The organism is Pseudomonas sp. R-28-1W-6 (assembly GCF_009799925.1).
Taxonomy (GTDB): domain Bacteria; phylum Pseudomonadota; class Gammaproteobacteria; order Pseudomonadales; family Pseudomonadaceae; genus Aquipseudomonas.
This window is the reverse complement of record NZ_WELK01000010.1, coordinates 46445-64274: the sequence shown is the minus strand read 5'-3', so window position 1 is coordinate 64274 and position 17830 is coordinate 46445. Positions and strand designations below refer to the sequence as shown.

The following is a 17830-nucleotide window of genomic DNA, read 5'->3' as shown; positions in this document are numbered from 1 at the left end:
CTGAGTACCTAGCCCCCATGAGTTCCGCCCTGTCCATCCGGCAGCTGACCAAGACCTACGGCAATGGCTTCCAGGCCCTCAAGGGCATCGACCTGGATGTCGCCGAAGGCGACTTCTTCGCCTTGCTCGGCCCCAACGGTGCCGGCAAGTCCACCACCATCGGCATCATCTCGACCCTGGTGAACAAGAGCGGCGGCACGGTCGAGGTGTTCGGCCACGACCTCGATCGCGACCCCTCCGGCCTCAAGCGCTGCCTGGGCGTGGTGCCGCAGGAGTTCAACTTCAGCCAGTTCGAGAAGGTCTTCGACATCGTCGTGACCCAGGCCGGCTACTACGGCATCCCGCTGAAGCTGGCCAAGGAGCGCGCCGAGCAGTACCTCAACCAGCTCGGCCTGTGGGACAAGCACGACGTGGCCGCGCGCATGCTCTCCGGCGGCATGAAGCGCCGCCTGATGATCGCCCGTGCGCTGGTCCACCAGCCGCGCCTGCTGATCCTCGACGAGCCCACCGCGGGGGTGGACATCGAGCTGCGCCGCTCGATGTGGAGCTTCCTCACCGAGCTGAACCAGCAGGGCATCACCATCATCCTCACCACCCACTACCTGGAAGAGGCCGAGCAGCTGTGCCGCCACATCGGCATCATCGACCACGGCAGCATCGTCGAGAACACCAGCATGAAGGCGCTGCTCAAGACCCTGCACGTGGAGACCTTCCTGCTCGACCTCAAGGATGCGCTGCTGGTGCCGCCACAGCTCGCTGGCTACCCGGCGACCCTGGTCGACCCGCACACCCTGGAAGTGCAGGTGGAGAAGAGTCTGGGCATCACCGAGCTGTTCCGCCAGCTGGCGGCACAGAAGGTCGAGGTGCTGAGCCTGCGCAACAAGAGCAATCGCCTGGAGGAACTGTTCGTTTCCCTGGTGGAGAAGAACCTGGCCAAGGTGGCGAAATGAGTCCCGAACTGAGTTCCAACCTGATCGCCCTGCAGACCATCGTCATCCGTGAGGTGCGCCGCTTCACCCGCATCTGGGCGCAGACCCTGCTGCCACCGGCGATCACCATGGCCCTGTACTTCGTCATCTTCGGCCGCTTGATCGGCAGCCAGGTCGGTGGCGTCGGCAAGTACAGCTACATGGAGTTCATCGTGCCGGGGCTGATCATGATGTCGGTGATCACCAACTCCTACAGCAACGTGGTGTCGAGTTTCTTCAGCAGCAAGTTCCAGCGCAATGTCGAGGAGCTGCTGGTGTCGCCGGTGTCGCCGCACACAATCCTCATTGGTTACACCATCGGCGGCTCCCTGCGCGGCCTGGCGGTGGCCTTCATCGTTACCCTGCTGTCGCTGTTTTTCACCGAGCTGCAGGTGCACCACCTGGGCGTGACCGTGCTGGTGATCACCCTCACCGCGATCACCTTTTCCCTGGGCGGCTTTATCAATGCGGTGTACGCGCGCAACTTCGATGATATCTCGATCATCCCGACCTTCGTGCTGACGCCGCTGACCTACCTGGGCGGGGTGTTCTACTCGATCAGCCTGCTGCCGGAGTTCTGGCAGACGGTGTCGCTGGCCAACCCCATCCTGCACATGGTCAACGCCTTCCGCTACGGCATCCTCGGCGTGTCCGACATCAATATCGGCGTCGCCATCGGCATGATGCTGCTGGCCAGCAGCGTGCTCTATGTCGTGTGCATTCGCCTGTTGCAGAGCGGTCGGGGCATGCGCCAGTAGCACTGGGCGTAACACTTTCGGCGGCTTGCACTGCGGGCTGCCGCCGGTAGACTCGACCTCTGATCTAAAAAAGAGGTCGCTTATGGCATCGCGCACTGGTTTCCGCTTGCTCGCCATCCTGTGTTCGCTGCTGGCGCTGCCGGTCCTGGCCGAGCAGGCGCCTCTGGTCGAAGTGACCCAGCCGGAGAGAAGTCTGGTGCGCGACGAGCTGATCACCTTCGGCTCGCTGCGCTCCGACGAGTCGACCATGATCCGCCCCGAGCTCGGCGGGCGCCTGGCGGCCGTGCATTTCCGCGAGGGCGAGGCGGTCAAGGCCGGCGAGCTGCTGGTCAGCCTGGATGATGCGATTGCCCGCGCCGAGCTGGCCCAGGCCCGGGCCAACCTGGATCTGGCGGAAAAGAGCTTCCAGCGCACCCAGCTGCTGTTCACGCGTGGCGCCAGCAATGCCCAGGCCCAGGACGAGGCGCAGTCCCAGCAGCAGGCCGCCCGCGCCAGCCTGGCCCTGGCCCAGGCACGCCTGGACAAGACGCAGATCCGCGCGCCCTACGACGGCGTGCTCGGCCTGCGCCAGGTCAGCGTCGGCGACTACCTGAGCGCCGGCCAGGATCTGGTCAACCTGGAGGTGCTCGACCCGCTCAAGGTGGATTTCCGCATCCCGCAGAAGGCGGTTAGCCAGGTGCATATCGGCCAGGCCATCGAGCTGAGCCTGGATGCCTACCCCGGCGAGCGCTTCAAGGGCGCGATCATCGCCCTCAACCCGCGCCTGGATGAAGTGGGCCGCAGCCAGGCCATTCGCGCACGGGTCGACAACCGCGACCAGCGCCTCAAGCCCGGCCAGTTCGTCAAGGTCTCGGTGATCCTCGCCGAGCGCCCGCAGGCCCTGCTGATTCCCGAAGAAGCGGTGATGCCCATGGGCCAGTTGCAGTTCGTCAACCTGGTGGTCGACGGCAAGGTCGAGCGCCGGCAGATCAGGATCGGCCAGCGCCTGCGCGGCAAGGCCGAGGTGGTGGAGGGCCTGCAGGGCGACGAGACGCTGATCAGCGCCGGCTGGCAGAAGGTCGCGCCGGGCCGCGAGGTACGCACGGTCAAGCGCGGGGAGGGCGCATGACCCTCTCGGATATCTGCATCCGCCGGCCGGTGTTCGCCACCGTGCTGTCGCTGATCATCGTCCTGCTCGGCCTGATGGCCTACCAGCGCCTGGCCGTGCGCGAGTACCCGAACATCGACGTGCCGATCGTCACGGTCAACGTCATCTACCCCGGCGCCAGCCCGGAGATCATGGAATCCCAGGTGGCCCAGCCGATCGAGGACGTGCTGTCCGGCATCGAGGGTCTGGATTTCGTCAGCTCCATCAGTCGCTCGGAAAACACCCAGATCACCGCCCAGTTCCGCCTCGGCAGCAACTCCGACGAGGCGGCCAACGACGTGCGCGACCGCCTCGGCCGGGTGCGCAGCCTGCTGCCCGAGGAGATTCGCGAGCCGCTGGTGCAGAAGGTCGAGGCCGACGCCCAGCCGGTGATCTGGCTGGGCTTCTCCAGCGAGCGCTTCTCCGCCATGGAGATCACCGACGTGCTGGAGCGGGTGGTGCAGGACCGCCTGCAGACCATTCCCGGGGTGTCCGAAGTGCAGATCCGCGGGGCGCGCACCTACGCCATGCGCATCTGGCTCGATCCGGAGAAGCTGGCCGCCCACGACCTCACCGTGCAGGACGTGGAAGACGCCCTGCGCCGGCAGAACGTGGAGATTCCGGCCGGGCGCATCGAGTCGGTGCAGCGCGAGTTTTCGGTGCTGTCGGAAACCGACCTGAAGACCCCGGAGGACTTCAACAAGCTCATCCTCGACGACTCGCGCGGCTACCTGCTGCGCCTGGCCGATGTCGGCCATGCCGAGATCGGCGCGGCGGATTTGCGCACGGTGGTGCGTTTCAACGGCCAGCCGGCGGTGGCCGTGGGCCTGGTCAAGCAGGCCACGGCCAACCCGCTGGAGATCTCCGACGCCCTCAACCAAGCCCTGCCGGAAATCCGCACACTGCTGCCCGAGGGCATGCAGATGGCGGTGGCCAACGACAACTCACTGTTCATCCGCGAGTCGATCGGCAACGTCTACACCACCATCTGGGAAGCGGTGCTGCTGGTCATCCTGATCATCTTCCTGTTCCTCCGTTCGCTGCGCGCCACCCTGATTCCGCTGGTGACCATCCCGGTGTCGCTGATCGGCGCCTGCGCATTGATGGCGCTGATGGGCTTCACCCTCAATACCCTGACCCTGCTGGCCCTGGTCCTGGCCATCGGCCTGGTGGTGGACGATGCCATCGTGGTGCTGGAGAACATCCACCGGCATATCGAGCAGGGCATGAAGCCGATGCAGGCGGCCTTCGTCGGCAGCCGCGAGATCGCCTTCGCGGTGGTCGCCATGACCCTGACCCTGGCCGCGGTGTATGCGCCGATCGGCTTCATGCAGGGCACGACAGGCAAGCTGTTTACCGAATTCGCCTGGACCCTGGCCGGCGCCGTGCTGGTGTCCGGCTTCGTCGCCCTGACCCTGTCGCCGATGATGTGCGGCCACCTGCTCAAGGCCCATCAGCCGCAGCAGCGACACAGCCGCCTGTACAACCTGATCGAAGGCTTCCTGAACAACCTGACCCCCAGCTACCGCCATGGCCTGGAGCGGGTGCTGCGCGCCTGGTGGCTGGTGCTGGCCCTGCTGCTGGGCATCCTGCTGCTGTGCGCCGGGCTGTTCGCCAGCCTGCGCAGCGAACTGGCGCCGACCGAGGACACCGGCACTATAGTCGGCTCGATCAACGGCCCGGACGGCGCCACGATCGGCTATACCAGCCGCTACGCCAAACAGCTGGAGGCGGCCTACGCGGCGGTGCCGGAAACCAACCGCTACATGGTCATCGTCGGCTTCCCCACGGTGGCCCAGGGCCTGTCGTTCCTCAAGCTGGAGGACTGGGACGAGCGCGAACGCAGCCAGTTCGAGATCCGCGACGAGCTGCTGCCCAGGCTGCAGGACATTCCCGGCGTGCGCGCCTTCCCGATCAACCGCCCGCCGCTGGGGCAGAGCGCGCGCAACCAGCCGGTCAACTTCGTCATCCGCTCTTCGCTGGAATACGCCGAGCTGCAGCAATACGTGGACAAATTGCTGGCCGAGGTGCGCGGCTACCCGGGGCTGGAGAGCCTGGACACCGACCTCAAGCTCAACACCCCGCAGCTCAAGGTCACGGTCAATCGCGAGCAGGCGGTGGTGGTCGGCACTGACGTGGCGACCATCGGCAGGAGCATGGAAAGCCTGTTCGGCAGCCGCCAGGTGACCCGCTTCAAGCAGAACGGCGAGCAGTACGACGTGCTGGTGCAACTGCAGGACGTGGACCGCAGCAACCCGGAAGACCTCAACCGCGTGTACGTGCGCGGGCGCAATGACAACATGGTGCAGCTGTCCAACCTGATCGAGGTGCGCGAGACCGTGGCGCCGCGCGAGCTCAACCACTTCAACCAGCTGCGCGCGGTGACGGTGACCGCCAACGTCGGCTCCGGCTACACCCTCGGTGAGGCGCTCGATCATCTGGAGGAGAAGGCGCGGGCGATCTTCCCGGCCGAGACCCAGTTCGACTACACCGGCACCTCGCGTGACTTCAAGGACGCAAGCTCAGGAGTGGCGCTGATCTTCGTGCTGGCGCTGGTCTTCATCTACCTGGTGCTGGCCGCGCAGTTCGAGAGCTTCCTCGACCCGCTGATCATCCTGCTCAGCGTGCCGCTGTCGATGGCCGGCGCCCTGCTGGCGCTCAAACTGTTCGGCGGCACCTTGAACATCTACTCGCAGGTCGGCCTGGTGACGCTGATCGGCCTGATCACCAAGCACGGCATCCTCATCGTCGAGTTCGCCAACCACCTGCTGCGCGAGGGCCGGGCGCTGCACGAGGCGGTGCTGGAAGCGGCGGTGCAGCGCCTGCGGCCGATCCTGATGACCACCGGGGCCATGGTCCTCGGCTCGCTGCCGCTGGCCATCGCCAGCGGCGCCGGCGCCGAGAGCCGCCAGCAGATCGGCATGGTCATCGTCGGCGGCCTGCTGGTCGGCACCTTATTCACCCTGTTCGTGGTGCCGACGCTGTACAGCCTGCTGCGCCGTTGGAAGCCGCTTGAGGTGGGGCAGGGCGAGGTGGGTTTGGTTTAGGTTGTTTGCAGGCGGGGTGGTCGGCAGCTAGCGGCCATAGACGATTGTGGACAGTCATTGCGGCTCGGTTACGCTATAAAGACTGCCAAGTTGACGTTCAGAGCTGAGCAATTATTCGATTCAGTAACGAGGAAGGAACCTATGTCTCTTAGCGACTATTGGAACGGTCCAGCACACCGGCAGCGTGCGGATGATCTGGACATCCAACTGACGGACCTTCAGGCACGCTATGCGCAGTTGCAAGCGCTTAACAGGAAGATCGGCGCCATGGATGTCCTAGAAGTCCAGGCGCTGATTGAGCAAGAGAAAGGGAAGCTTGCTTCAGTGCGCCAAGAGGTCCAGCACGCCGAGCAAAAGGTGGCGGCGCTTGCGCAACAGTCTTCTGATTTGCAAGGGCAGATCCTCGTATGGGAGGAGACGCTCCTTCTGGAGAGCTTTGCGCTCTATGAGCCCAAGTTCAAGCTGAATGCCAGCCATGAGTACAAGTCCCGCTTGGATACTGTCCGTGAGCAGCAGAAGGTGATGATCAAGACTGGCGCAGCTGCCACCGGGAACATGGCCTGGACGGTCAATGGCAGTCAGACTCAAGGACGCAAGCTCGTAACCGATATGATCAAACTGGTGATCCGGTCGTTCAACAACGAAGCAGATTACTGCGTGGACAACGTTAAGTTCGACAACGTCGAGCTGGGCGAGAAGCGAATTCTCAAGTCGTTCGAGGCCTGCAACCGCCTAGGCAAGATTATGGACGTGGAGATATCGCGTAAATACCTGAGCCTCAAAATTGATGAGCTACACCTTGCTCATGAGTTTCAGATCAAGAAGCAAGAGGAAAAGGAAGAGGCCAAGCGTGCCCGAGAAGAGTTGCGGGAACAGCAGAAGCTTGAGCAGGAAATTCGTGCAGCCCGGGAAAAGATCGCCAAGGAGCGCAAACACTTCGCGACTGCTATGCGAGACCTTCAGGCCCGCCTAGAAAGAGCAGAGTCTGAAGAGGAGCGCGCCCCACTCTTGGCAAAGTTGGCTGAGGTTGAAGCAGGAAGAGCTGAGCTGGAGAGCGAAGAGAGGCTCATTGACTATCGCGAACAGAATGCAAAGGCGGGTTATGTATACGTGATATCCAACGTAGGGGCATTTGGGGAGGGGGTTTACAAGATCGGTATGACCCGACGTCTGGAGCCGATGGACCGAGTCGATGAACTGGGTGACGCATCGGTGCCGTTCTGGTTTGACGTGCATGCAATGGTCTTCTCCGATAACGCCCCTGCACTGGAAGCGAAGCTGCATGAACGCTTTGCCGCAGGCCGCCTAAACAAGGTCAATGGGAGAAAGGAATTCTTCCGTGCTGACATTACTGAGATCGAGTCGGTCATTCGAGAAAACTACGACGCTGCCGTCGAGGTCACCCACGAAGCGCCAGCCGAGCAGTATCGCGAAAGCCTGCGCATGGAATTGCCCAAGGCCGCAATTCAGCAATCAGAACGAGTTGCGATGCAAAGCTAGCATTACCCAATAGTGGGTGTTTGGAAGTCGGCTACGGTTTTCTAGCAAGTAGCCCGGATATATGCACGGTGGAAAACGCTGCGCGGTTTTCCACCCTACGCGATCTTGGGAACTCTGTAGGGTGGACAACGTTTACTTGTCCACCAGCCTTTTCGACAGGCAGTGCTGGGTCGGAGGCTGTCTTGACGAGTGACTGCTTCTGGCCGCTTTGTGCCCGTCGCCACCGACCGCTTTGGGTCGTTGTGCAGGCCAAGAGAATGTGGGTTCAGGCTGGGCTACCGGCGCGCTGCGAGTACTGGAAACGCACCCTTCAGCGCTTCGCGCCTTCTTGAGCAAGCAGTTCGCTGATCCACCCGATCTGTTGTGTGAGCGCTTGCACCTTCTCCTCGGGCACAGCCTGCCGTGCTCGGGCGAAGTGGCTCAGGGTGCACTGTTTCAGGCGCAATAGGCGCTGCCACTTGGCCAGAAATGCCGAGCTGCGTTCCTGTAATTGCAGGGGGCCGAAGTACAGCTCCTGGGCGCTATACCGCACCGGCTCGCTGCGCTCGGCGACGATGATTTCGTAGTTGAAGCGGTTTTCCCGCAGTACTTCCTCGCCGAGGATGCGGTAGCCATGTTCCATCAGCCAGTGGCGCAGGGGCTGCTCGCCGCCGTTGGGCTGCAGGATCAGGCGCTCCTCGCCGCTCAGGCGCGCCTGGTCGCGGTCGAGGATGTCGCGGATCGTCTCGCCGCCCATGCCGCAGAGGCTGATCGCCGTGACGCCGTCTGCTGGCTCGATCGCTGCCAGGCCATTGGCCAGGCGTACGCTGATTCGCTGGCTCAGGCCATTCTCGCGCACGCTGCGTTGCGCCGCGTGAAACGGCGTCAACGCCACCTCGCCGGCCACCGCCGCCGCGATCGCGCCGCGCTTCACCAAGGCGACGAGCAGGTAGCCGTGATCCGAGCCGATATCGGCCAGCCGCGCACCGGCCGGCACATGTGCCGCCACGCGCTCCAGGCGCTCGGATAATCGCTGTTCGTTCAACTGCTGCCTCTTTTCACCACGGGCGTCCGGCACGTTGGGCCGGATCGGCGCGCGATTCTGGCGGGCAACAGCGTGCCTGGCAAATTCCGGCGACCAGTGCCAGGGCGCGGCCTGCTAGGTGGGGAACTCCAGGATAAAGCGCGTCCAGCCCTCGGCCGACTCGCAGCGGATCTCACCGCCATGGGCGCGGACGATGGAGCGGGTGATGGCCAGGCCGAGGCCGGCGTGCTCGGCATTGCCTTCGCGGCGGGCCGGGTCGGCGCGGTAGAAGCGGTCGAACAGGCGCTCGCGCAATGCGGCGGGAATCTCCGGGCCCTGATTGGCCACTTCGATGCGTACCGTGGCGCCCATGCTTGCCGTGCTCAGGTGCAGCTCGCCGCCGCTGGGGGTGAAGCGCAGGGCGTTGTCGATCAGGTTGCTCAGGGCATGGCGCAGCAGGCCGCGGTCGGCGCTGAGCGCGGCTTGGCCGGCGACCCGCAGGGTGACACCGGCATCCTCGACCAGCGGGGCGAAGTACTCGGCCATGGCCGCCAGCTCAGCGCCCAGTTCTAGGGTTTCCCGGCGGGTCTGCAGCAGGCCGTGTTCGGCCTTGGCCAGCAGCAGCATGTCGCCGACCATCTGCGCCAGGTGCTGCAGTTCCTCCAGGTTGGAGTGCAGTGCTTCCTGGTAGTCCTCCAGCGCCCGTGGCTGGCTGAGGATCACCTGGGTCTGGGTCAGCAGGTTGGACAGCGGCGTGCGCAGCTCATGGGCGATATCGGCGGAGAACGCGGAGAGGCGGGCGAAGGCGTCTTCCAGGCGCGCCAGCATGGCGTTGGAGGCCTGCACCAGTTCGCTCAGTTCGGTGGGCAGGCCCCGGGTTGGCAGGCGGGTGGTCAGCGAGCTGGCGGAAACCTGTTGCGCCACTGCGGTCATGTTGCGCAGCGGGCGCAGGCCGCGGCGTGCCGCCCAGGCGCCGAGCAGCGCGGTGGCCAGGGCCGAGAGGCCGACGCAGAGCCAGATCAGCCGCTGCATCCGCTGCAGGAAGTGCTGGTGGTGGGTGATGTCTAGCAGCAGGCTCAGGTGCAGGCCGTTGTCCAGTTGCTCCTCAATCACGCGAAAGTCGGTGCCCTGGTGTTGCCAGCGGCTGATCTGTGCGTCGCCTTGCGGTAGGTGGGCGAGCAGTGGCTGGCTGGTGAACCATAGCTGGCCGTCCGCGCTCTGGATGCGCAACGCCAGCTCGGGGTGTCGCTGCAGCTCCTGCTGCAGTTGCGGGCGGCGCGCGGCGAGAGTCTCGGTGTCCGACGCGCCCTGCAGCAGCTCGGCGAACACCACCAGCTTGCCCTGCAGTTGCTGGCGGTCCAGTTCGACGAAGTGCGCCTCGCTGGCGCGGGTGAACAGGGCGCCTGCGACCAGCGCCACGGCCGCGGCGCAGGCGGCGAACAGCAGGGCCAGGCGATTGGCGAGCGACATCAGTGGCGCGCCTCCAGCACATAGCCCATGCCGCGCACGGTGTGGATCAGCGGCTGGGCGAAGCCGTCGTCGACCTTGGCGCGCAGGCGGCGGATGGCCACCTCGATGACATTGGTGTCGCTGTCGAAATTCATGTCCCACACCTGCGAGGCGATCAGTGACTTGGGCAGCACCTCGCCCTGGCGGCGCAGCAGCAGTTCGAGCAGGGCGAATTCCTTGGCGGTCAGTTCGATGCGCTGGCCGGCGCGTTCGGCGCGGCGGCGCAGCAGGTCGAGGGACAGGTCGGCCAGTTGCAGCTGGCTGTCCTGCGCCACGCCGTTGCTGCGGCGCAGCAGGGTGCGCACGCGGGCCAGCAGCTCGGTGAAGGCGAAGGGCTTGACCAGGTAATCGTCGGCGCCGGCCTCCAGGCCGCGCACGCGGTCCTCCACGGCGTCCCTGGCGGTGAGGAACAGCACCGGGGTGTCCAGGCCGGCGGCCCGCACGCTGCGCAGGATCTGCCAGCCGTCGCAGCCGGGCAGCATCACGTCGAGGATCAGCAGGTCGTGCTCGCCGGACAGCGCCAGCAGCTCGCCGCTGCTGCCGTCGGTGGCCAGTTCGACGCTGAAGCCGGCCTCGGCGAGGCCCTGGCGCAGGTACTGGCCAGTCTTGGGTTCGTCTTCGACTATCAGCAGTTTCATTTGGGACTCACAGTCTGGGGCTCACCGCCGGTGCTCGTGCTGGGTTGGTGCCGGCTTTATACGCCAGCCGGCGGCGCCGGTGGGCAAAGCTGACAAAGTTGTAATCTTCGCGTCAGCTTAGCGCCAGTTGCCGGCGTCTAGAGTGGGCCATCTTCCATCCATGGAGCCTTGCTCATGTCCGCACGTTTCCTTCTGCCGCTGCTCTGCGCCTTCAGCCTGCCGGCCCTGGCCGCTCCGGGCCACTTCAGCTTCGGTGAGCCGGGCAAGGCGGCCGAGGCCGACCGCACCGTCACGATCACCCTGGGCGACATGTACTACGAGCCGGGCAGCGTGCAGGTCAAGGCCGGCGAGACCGTGCGTTTCGTGCTGAAGAACGACGGCGCGCTGCTGCACGAATTCAGCCTGGGCGATGCGGCGATGCACGCCGAGCACCAGAAGCACATGCTGATGATGCAGCAGATGGGCATGCTCACCCCGACCGGCATGTCCCAGGACATGGGCAAGATGGACCATAGCCAGCACGACATGAGCGGCATGCAGCATGGCCAGATGACCCATGACGACCCCAATACGGTAATGCTCGAACCGGGGCAGAGCGCCGAGCTGACCTGGACTTTCAGCCAGAACACCGGTCTGGAGTTCGCCTGCAATATTCCCGGCCACTATCAGGCAGGCATGGTCGGTGCTGTCGAGGTCAAGCCGTGAAGCGTCTGCTACTTGCCGCCGGCCTGCTGGGCCTGAGCCTGGCCGCCCAGGCCGGCCGTTACGAACTGGTGATCGACGAGGGCCAGGTGCGCTTCAGCGACGGCGTGCGCCCGGCGCTGACCGTCAATGGCCAGAGCCCGGCGCCGGAGCTGCGTTTCCAGGAAGGCGAGGCGGTGGAGATCGCCGTCACCAACAAACTGGATCGCATGACCGCGCTGCACTGGCACGGCATCATCCTGCCCTATACCCAGGACGGCGTGCCGGGCATCAGCTTCCCCGGCATCCAGCCGGGCGAGACCTTCACCTACCGCTTCACGGTCAACCAGTCCGGCACCTACTGGTACCACGCCCATGCCGACTTCCAGGAGCAGGAGGGCATCTACGGGCCGCTGATCATCGAGCCCAAGGGTCGCGAGCCGTACCGCTACGACCGCGAATACACGGTGCTGCTGTTCGACTGGCAGGACGAGAAGCCGGAGCGCACCCTGGCCAACCTGAAGAAGCAGGCCGACTACTACAATGACCAGCAGCCGACCCTCGGCGACCTGTTCCGCGACGCCCAGCGCGATGGCTGGAGCGCGGCGCTCAAGGACCGCTGGGACTGGGGCAACATGCGCATGGCCAAGACCGACATCGCCGATGTCAGCGGTTTCCGCTTTCTGGTCAATGGCCGCGACGCCGAGCAGAACTGGACCGCGCTGTTCAAGCCGGGCGAGCGCGTGCGTCTGCGCATCATCAACGGCTCGGGCATGAGCTACTTCGACCTGCGCATCCCCGGCCTGGCGATGACCGTGGTGCAGGCCGACGGCAATGACGTGCAACCGGTGACCGTCGACCAGCTGCGCATTGCCGTGGCGGAAACCTACGACGTGATCGTCCAGCCCAGGGAAGACAAGGCCTACACCCTGTTCGCCGAGTCCATGGACCGGCGTGGCTATGCCCGCGCCACCCTGGCGCCACGGGCCGGCATGCAAGGCGAGGTGCCCGAGCTGCGGGCGCCGCGCCTGCTGAGCATGGCCGACATGGGCATGGCCCACGCCGGCATGGACCATGGAAGCATGGATCATGGCGCGGCGGGCGGCGGCGAGATGGCCGGCATGGATCATGCGGCCATGACCGGCATGGATCATTCGGCCATGGCAGGTATGGACCATTCGAGCATGGCGGGGATGGATCACTCGGCGATGGCCGGGATGGATCATTCGCAGATGGCCGGCATGGACCATGGCGCGATGAATCACGCGGCCATGGCCCAGGCGAACAACCCGGACTACGCCGTCGGCAGCGGCATCGCCCCCGAGCCGGTGGATGGCGGGCGGGTGCTGGTCTACGGCGACCTCAAGGCGATGCGCCCAGCCGCCGGCTACCGGGCACCGGACCGCACCATCGAGCTGCAGTTGACCGGCAACATGGAGCGCTACTTCTGGTCGTTCAACGGGGTGAAATACTCCGAGGCCGAGCCGATTCGCCTCAAGTACGGCGAGCGCGTGCGCTTTCGCTTCGTCAACCAGACCATGATGAACCACCCCATGCACCTGCACGGCATGTGGATGCAGCTGGACAAGGGCAACGGCCAGTTCAACCCGCTCAAACACGTGGTCAACGTCGCGCCGGGGCAGACCCTGGAAGTGGACGTGCCGGCCGACGCCATGGGCGAGTGGGCCTTCCACTGTCACCTGATCTACCACATGGGCAGCGGCATGTTCCGCAAGGTTGTGGTCGAGGCGGCCGACGGCAGCACCCAGCCGTTCTACAGCGAGCAACCGGCCGCTAAGGAGAGCGAACATGCGCATCATTAATCTGCTGCCGGCGCTGCTGCTGGCTACCCCGGCACTGGCCATGGAGTCGCACATGGACGCCATGCCGGTGGCCAAGCTGGCTGTCGATCACCTGGAACAGCGTTTCGATGGCGACGACCAGGCCCTGGCCTGGGAGCTGGAGGCAACCTACGGCAACGACCTGCACAAGGCGGTGCTGAAAAGCAGCGGCGAGCGCGCCGATGGCGGGCCGACCGACTCCAGCGAGACCCAACTGCTGTATCGGCGCATGGCCAGCGAGTTCTTCGACTGGCAGGCCGGCCTGCGTCATGACGACCAGCCGGGGCCAGCCCGCAGCTATGCGGTGCTCGGGGTGAAAGGCCTGGCGCCGCAGTGGATCGAGCTGGACGCCAACCTGTTCGTCAGCGAACGCGGCGACCCGTCGCTGCGCGTCGAGGCCGAGTACGAGCTGCTGCTGACCCAGCGCTGGGTGCTGGAACCCAAGCTGGAGTACGACCTGGCCCTGGCCGACGACCGCGACCTGGGCGTCGGCGCCGGTGGCAGCAGCCTGGAGGCCGGGCTGCGCCTGAATTACCGGGTCAGCCCGCAGTTCTCGCCCTATGTCGGCTATGTCTGGGAGAAGACCTACGGCCGCAGCGGCGACTGGCGGCGCGACGAAGGCGAGCATGACGAGGAGGGCGCCTGGGTGCTGGGGCTCAAGTTCTGGCTATAGAGCTGTAGCCCGGATGCAATATGGAGCGGAGTGGCCTGCTTCCCGGCTTGCATCCGGGCAACGCAGGCTGCCGTAGGGTGCGCCATGCGCACCATGGCCCCGCGCGTTCTGCCCGGTGCGCACGGCGCACCCTAGGATTTGCTTGTCCACCGAGGCTCCGCTTGATCGAAACGCAGCCCCGGTCCTTGGGCGTATAATGCCTGCCGTTTTCCGCTTTCCAGGCCATCGCCATGCAGCATCCCGCCGAACACTCGCCGCTGGGCAAATCCAGCGAATACGTTTCCCAGTACGCCCCCGAGCTGCTGTTCCCCATCCCGCGCGCCACCAAGTGGGCCGAGCTGGGGCTGGAGGCCGGCAAGCTGCCGTACCGGGGCGTGGACTACTGGAACTGCTACGAACTGTCCTGGTTGACTCCGAGCGGCAAGCCGGTGGTGGCCATCGGCGAGTTCGCCATCCCGGCCGACTCGCCGAACATCATCGAGTCCAAGTCGTTCAAGCTCTACCTCAATTCGCTGAACCAGAGCGCCTATGCCAGCCAGGCCGAGGTCGAACAGGTACTGGCGCGCGATCTGTCCGCCTGTGCCGGCGCGCCGGTGGCGGTACGCGTGCGCAGCCTGGATACGGTGGCCGCCGAAGGCGTGGCCGCGCTGCCGGGGCGCTGCGTCGACGAGCTGGAAATTGCGGTCAGCGACTACGCCCATCCGCGTCCTGAGCTGTTGCGCTGCGCCGCGGGCGAGATCGTCGAGGAAACCCTGTACAGCCACCTGCTCAAGTCCAACTGCCCGGTCACCGGCCAGCCCGACTGGGGCACCCTGGTGGTCGAGTACCGTGGCCCGCGCCTGGATGCCGCCAGCCTGCTGGCCTACGTGGTGAGCTTCCGCCAGCATCAGGACTTCCACGAGCAGTGCGTGGAGCGGGTGTTCCTCGACCTGCAGCGCCTGCTGCAGCCGCAGAGCCTGACGGTGTATGCACGCTATGTGCGCCGCGGTGGGCTGGATATCAACCCGTACCGCAGCACGGCGCCGATCAACCCGGACAATCGCCGGCTGGTACGCCAGTAAGCAAAAAGCCCGCGTGATGCGGGCTTTTTTCATTCGGACGGGTCAGATGCCCATGTTGGCCAGGCTCTGCAGGATATTGCGCAGGGTGCCGGCCAGGGTCGGGTGCTGGGTTTCAAAGCGCTCCACGGCCAGGTTGACCCCGTCGACCAGGCTGGCATCCGGTGCGCTGGCCAGCTCCTTGGCCAGTTTCAGGTCGATCTCCTGCATCAGTTCGAGCAGGGCGGCGCGGTCGTCGGCGTCCAGCGGGATATCGGTGGCCAGCTCTTCGCGCAGTTGCTGAAGATGTTGCTGCAGGCGTTCGGGCATGGTTGTTCTCCTTCAAGACTACAAAGTGGACCCTAGCCACGTGGCAAAGGTTCGTCCCTTTGCGTGAAGGTTAATCCAGCCGCGGCGCTCTTGCCTGATCCGGGTCAAATGGCCGGAAGTTTTGTCTTTCAGAATCTGTTTCGGGGCTCGCGAGCTAGAGAAAGACAAGGCGAAAACGGCTGAGGAAGCGGAGTTTACGATTTGTAAATGAGCATTCCGAAGCCGTTTTCAACGCAGTTTTTCCAACGCGCAGCAGATCCGAGACAGGTTCTCAGGGTTTCTCGCCCTTGTGCCGGCGCATGGCCAGGTCCTGCAGGCAGGCGGGGATTTCTCCGGGGTGGTCGATCACCGAGTGGGCGCCGAGGCGATAGAGCTGCAGGGTCGCCGCGACGCGCAACTTGTCGCGCTCCGGGCCGGGCAGGGCCTGCCAGTCGCCGAGGGCCAGGCCGCACAGCGAGCCGCAGGTGGCCAGGCCGATGCACCATAGTCCGGCATTGAGCCCGGCCTGCAGCAGGCGCGGCTCGCTGGCGATCAGCACGCAGCCGTGCAGGTTGTCGACCCGCAGGCCGGCGAGGGCCTGCCAGATGCTGTCCGGCGCCGGCCAGGGGCGGGCCGCGCCGACCTGGGCGGCGGGCAGCCAGCTTGGCAAGGCCCGGGCCAGGCGCGTGCTGACCGCGGCGGGCAGCTCGTCGAGCCAGGCACAGGGCAGCTGCTGGCGCTGCAGCTGGTTGAGCAGCGCGTCGACCCCGGGCAGGCGTTCGGCATACTCCGCGGCACTGGCCAGCAGCGCCGGCAACAGCTCGCGCTCATCCAGGCAGTGGGCGCGGGCGACCGGCAGGGTGCGCGCGCCAAAGTCCACCAGGCAGCCGGAGAGGCCCAGCAGCAGGGCATTGAAGACGGGCACAGCAGGCGAGCCGGGCATGGCGAAGGTCCCCGAGGATATGCGGGCAGCCTAGGCCGGTTCGGTGACGATCCGATGACAGCGGGATTTCAGGCGGGCAGGGCGCCCATGACGCGGCGCAGGCTGTCGGGCACCGGCACCGAGGTGTTGCTGGCATGGTCGATCCAGACCAGCTTGCAGTAGCCTTCGCCGTAGCAGCTGTGCGGGTCCTCGAGGGTGCTCAGGCGGTGCTCGACCACCAGGCTGCTGCGCCCGACCGCGCCGGCGTACAGCTCGATCACCACCGTAGCCGGGTGCACCACCGGCTTGAGGTAGGTGTGCAGGGTCTGCAGCACCACCGGCCCCTGCGGCGCGTGGTCGATGGCGATGCCGACGCGGGCGAACCACTCCACGCGCGCTTCCTGGACATACTCCAGGTAGACGGTGTTGTTGACGTGGCCGTAGTTGTCCATGTCGCCCCAGCGAACCGGGATATGGGCTGTATGCAGGAGCTGCTGTTCCGCCATGCTTTCGTCCACTTTGCTGCTGCCTTAACCGGCACTGCTGTTTATACTGCGCCACACTGAAGGCTGGCTGCGGGCCGCCACACTACTAATGCCAAGGAGAGACTGCAAATGCGTATGGCCGCTGCAAGCTGGATCGACCACCTGGGTCGCCTGTGTGCCTGTGCCACCCTGGTTCTGCTGCCGGCACTGGCGCAGGCTGCCGAGGACGATCCGTGGGAGGCCTTCAACCGGCCGATGTTCCGCTTCAACGATACCCTCGACACCTACGCCCTGAAGCCGCTGGCGCAGGGCTACCAGAAGGTCACCCCGCAGTTCCTCGAGGATGGCGTGCACAACGTCTTCGGCAACATCGGCGACGTCGGCAACCTGGCCAACAACCTGCTGCAGGGCAAGGTGCATGACGCGGGCGTGGATACCGGCCGGCTGATCTTCAACACCACCTTCGGCGTGCTCGGTTTCTTCGACGTGGCCACCGAGATGGGCCTGCAGCGCAGCGACGAAGACTTCGGCCAGACCCTCGGCGCCTGGGGCCTGGGCAGCGGTCCGTACCTGGTGATCCCGTTCCTCGGCCCGAGCAGCCTGCGCGACGCCCCGGCCAAGATCCCGGACAGCTACCTGGGCATGTACCCCTACATCGACCATGTGCCGACCCGCAATGTCACCCGTGGCGTGAACGTGGTTGACACGCGTGCCAGCCTGCTCTCGGCGGAGAAGATGGTCAGCGGCGACAAGTACATCTTCATCCGCAACGCCTACCTGCAGAACCGCGAGTTCCGCGTGCAGGACGGCGAGGTGGTGGACGATTTCTGATTGTCTGCACAGGCATGAAAAAGGCGGCCTTGGCCGCCTTTTTCATGTCCGGATGTAACTCAGGTCATCGACAGGATGGCCAGGCCGATGGACTGGCGCCCGCCGCCCAGGTCGATGACGCGCATCACCTCGCCTTCGGCATCCAGGCCCTTGAGCTCGTTGTGGTCGGAGGCGATATGCACCTTGACCTTCTGGCCCATGCTCAGCGCGCACTCGGCCTCCAGTTGCATGCCGGTGCTCGATAGGTCGAGGCACAGGGCAGGAATGCTGCGGCCTTCGAGGTGCAGCGTGACTGGTGCCTCCAGACGCATGCGGATGAAATCGCGTTTTTCGCTGTAGGCACGATCGCTTTGGCTCATGGACCCTGTCCTCATGTTTTGGGGTACTCCTCCCGGCACTTATAACCCCCGTCGATTTGAGGTGTAAAGTCGCAGCACGACAATCGGCGCCAGCTTGAATCACCCCGCGGATGGGAGTACCGTCTGCGCCGTGAAATGACCGT

Annotated in this window: 17 protein-coding genes; 10 read left to right on the top strand and 7 right to left on the bottom strand. The window is 65.2% G+C overall.

The window, feature by feature from the left end:
• Positions 1-17: 17 nt before the first annotated feature.
• The 5 genes from F3I62_RS16360 to F3I62_RS16340 all read left to right on the top strand — a co-directional run bounded on the left by F3I62_RS16360 (position 18) and on the right by F3I62_RS16340 (position 7399).
• Positions 18-950, top strand: a complete 933-nt coding sequence (locus F3I62_RS16360; RefSeq protein ID WP_160490706.1) for an ABC transporter ATP-binding protein — start codon at positions 18-20, stop codon at positions 948-950.
• Complete coding sequence (locus tag F3I62_RS16355; protein WP_160490705.1) at positions 947-1726, top strand: ABC transporter permease; 780 nt, start codon at positions 947-949, stop codon at positions 1724-1726. Before F3I62_RS16360 ends, F3I62_RS16355 begins: the two co-directional genes overlap by 4 nt.
• 82 nt (positions 1727-1808) lie before the next feature.
• Positions 1809-2834, top strand: a complete 1026-nt coding sequence (locus F3I62_RS16350) for an efflux RND transporter periplasmic adaptor subunit (RefSeq protein WP_160490704.1) — start codon at positions 1809-1811, stop codon at positions 2832-2834.
• The gene (locus tag F3I62_RS16345) at positions 2831-5899 is read left to right on the top strand and encodes an efflux RND transporter permease subunit (RefSeq protein ID WP_160490703.1); all 3069 of its coding nucleotides are present in this window, start codon (positions 2831-2833) and stop codon (positions 5897-5899) included. Before F3I62_RS16350 ends, F3I62_RS16345 begins: the two co-directional genes overlap by 4 nt.
• A 141-nt stretch (positions 5900-6040) precedes the next feature.
• Positions 6041-7399: a DUF4041 domain-containing protein gene (locus F3I62_RS16340; protein WP_160490702.1), complete on the top strand. Its 1359-nt coding sequence runs from the start codon at positions 6041-6043 to the stop codon at positions 7397-7399.
• A gap of 310 nt (positions 7400-7709) precedes the next feature.
• Here the strand turns inward: F3I62_RS16340 and F3I62_RS16335 are convergent, their stop codons facing one another.
• The 3 genes from F3I62_RS16335 to F3I62_RS16325 form a co-directional block, all read right to left on the bottom strand.
• Entirely contained in the window at positions 7710-8423 is a 714-nt protein-coding gene (locus F3I62_RS16335; RefSeq protein WP_218572909.1) for a tRNA (adenine(22)-N(1))-methyltransferase TrmK, read from the bottom strand.
• 114 nt (positions 8424-8537) lie between these two features.
• Positions 8538-9872 (bottom strand): heavy metal sensor histidine kinase, encoded by a 1335-nt coding sequence (locus F3I62_RS16330; RefSeq protein ID WP_160490701.1) that lies wholly within the window; start codon positions 9870-9872, stop codon positions 8538-8540.
• Positions 9872-10549, bottom strand: coding sequence for a heavy metal response regulator transcription factor (locus F3I62_RS16325; RefSeq protein ID WP_160490700.1), 678 nt, complete (start codon positions 10547-10549; stop codon positions 9872-9874). The genes F3I62_RS16330 and F3I62_RS16325 overlap by 1 nt, the downstream gene beginning before the upstream one ends.
• A gap of 174 nt (positions 10550-10723) precedes the next feature.
• On the opposite strand from F3I62_RS16325, the gene F3I62_RS16320 reads away from it, so the two are divergent.
• The 4 genes from F3I62_RS16320 (at position 10724) to queF (ending at position 14805) form a co-directional block, all read left to right on the top strand.
• Complete coding sequence (locus tag F3I62_RS16320; protein ID WP_160490699.1) at positions 10724-11254, top strand: plastocyanin/azurin family copper-binding protein; 531 nt, start codon at positions 10724-10726, stop codon at positions 11252-11254.
• Positions 11251-13053, top strand: a complete 1803-nt coding sequence (locus F3I62_RS16315; RefSeq protein WP_372240145.1) for a copper resistance system multicopper oxidase — start codon at positions 11251-11253, stop codon at positions 13051-13053. The genes F3I62_RS16320 and F3I62_RS16315 overlap by 4 nt, the downstream gene beginning before the upstream one ends.
• On the top strand, positions 13040-13744 hold the full coding sequence (locus tag F3I62_RS16310; protein WP_160490698.1) for a copper resistance protein B: 705 nt from the start codon (positions 13040-13042) through the stop codon (positions 13742-13744). The genes F3I62_RS16315 and F3I62_RS16310 overlap by 14 nt, the downstream gene beginning before the upstream one ends.
• Positions 13745-13974: 230 nt before the next feature.
• The gene (queF, locus tag F3I62_RS16305) at positions 13975-14805 is read left to right on the top strand and encodes an NADPH-dependent 7-cyano-7-deazaguanine reductase QueF (protein ID WP_160490697.1); all 831 of its coding nucleotides are present in this window, start codon (positions 13975-13977) and stop codon (positions 14803-14805) included.
• 42 nt (positions 14806-14847) lie between these two features.
• On the opposite strand, the gene F3I62_RS16300 is transcribed toward queF, so the two are convergent.
• The 3 genes from F3I62_RS16300 to F3I62_RS16290 all read right to left on the bottom strand — a co-directional run bounded on the left by F3I62_RS16300 (position 14848) and on the right by F3I62_RS16290 (position 16518).
• Complete coding sequence (locus tag F3I62_RS16300) at positions 14848-15111, bottom strand: DUF4404 family protein (protein WP_160081140.1); 264 nt, start codon at positions 15109-15111, stop codon at positions 14848-14850.
• A 271-nt stretch (positions 15112-15382) separates the two neighbouring features.
• On the bottom strand, positions 15383-16033 hold the full coding sequence (locus F3I62_RS16295; protein ID WP_160490696.1) for an HAD family phosphatase: 651 nt from the start codon (positions 16031-16033) through the stop codon (positions 15383-15385).
• Between the two features lie 68 nt (positions 16034-16101).
• Positions 16102-16518 carry a thioesterase family protein gene (locus F3I62_RS16290; RefSeq protein WP_160490695.1) on the bottom strand — a complete coding sequence of 139 codons (417 nt, stop codon included), beginning with the start codon at positions 16516-16518 and terminating at the stop codon, positions 16102-16104.
• 108 nt (positions 16519-16626) lie between these two features.
• On the opposite strand from F3I62_RS16290, the gene F3I62_RS16285 reads away from it, so the two are divergent.
• Positions 16627-17328, top strand: coding sequence for a VacJ family lipoprotein (locus F3I62_RS16285; protein ID WP_160490694.1), 702 nt, complete (start codon positions 16627-16629; stop codon positions 17326-17328).
• A gap of 59 nt (positions 17329-17387) precedes the next feature.
• On the opposite strand, the gene F3I62_RS16280 is transcribed toward F3I62_RS16285, so the two are convergent.
• Entirely contained in the window at positions 17388-17687 is a 300-nt protein-coding gene (locus F3I62_RS16280) for a PilZ domain-containing protein (RefSeq protein ID WP_160490693.1), read from the bottom strand.
• Between the last annotated feature and the right edge of the window lie 143 nt (positions 17688-17830).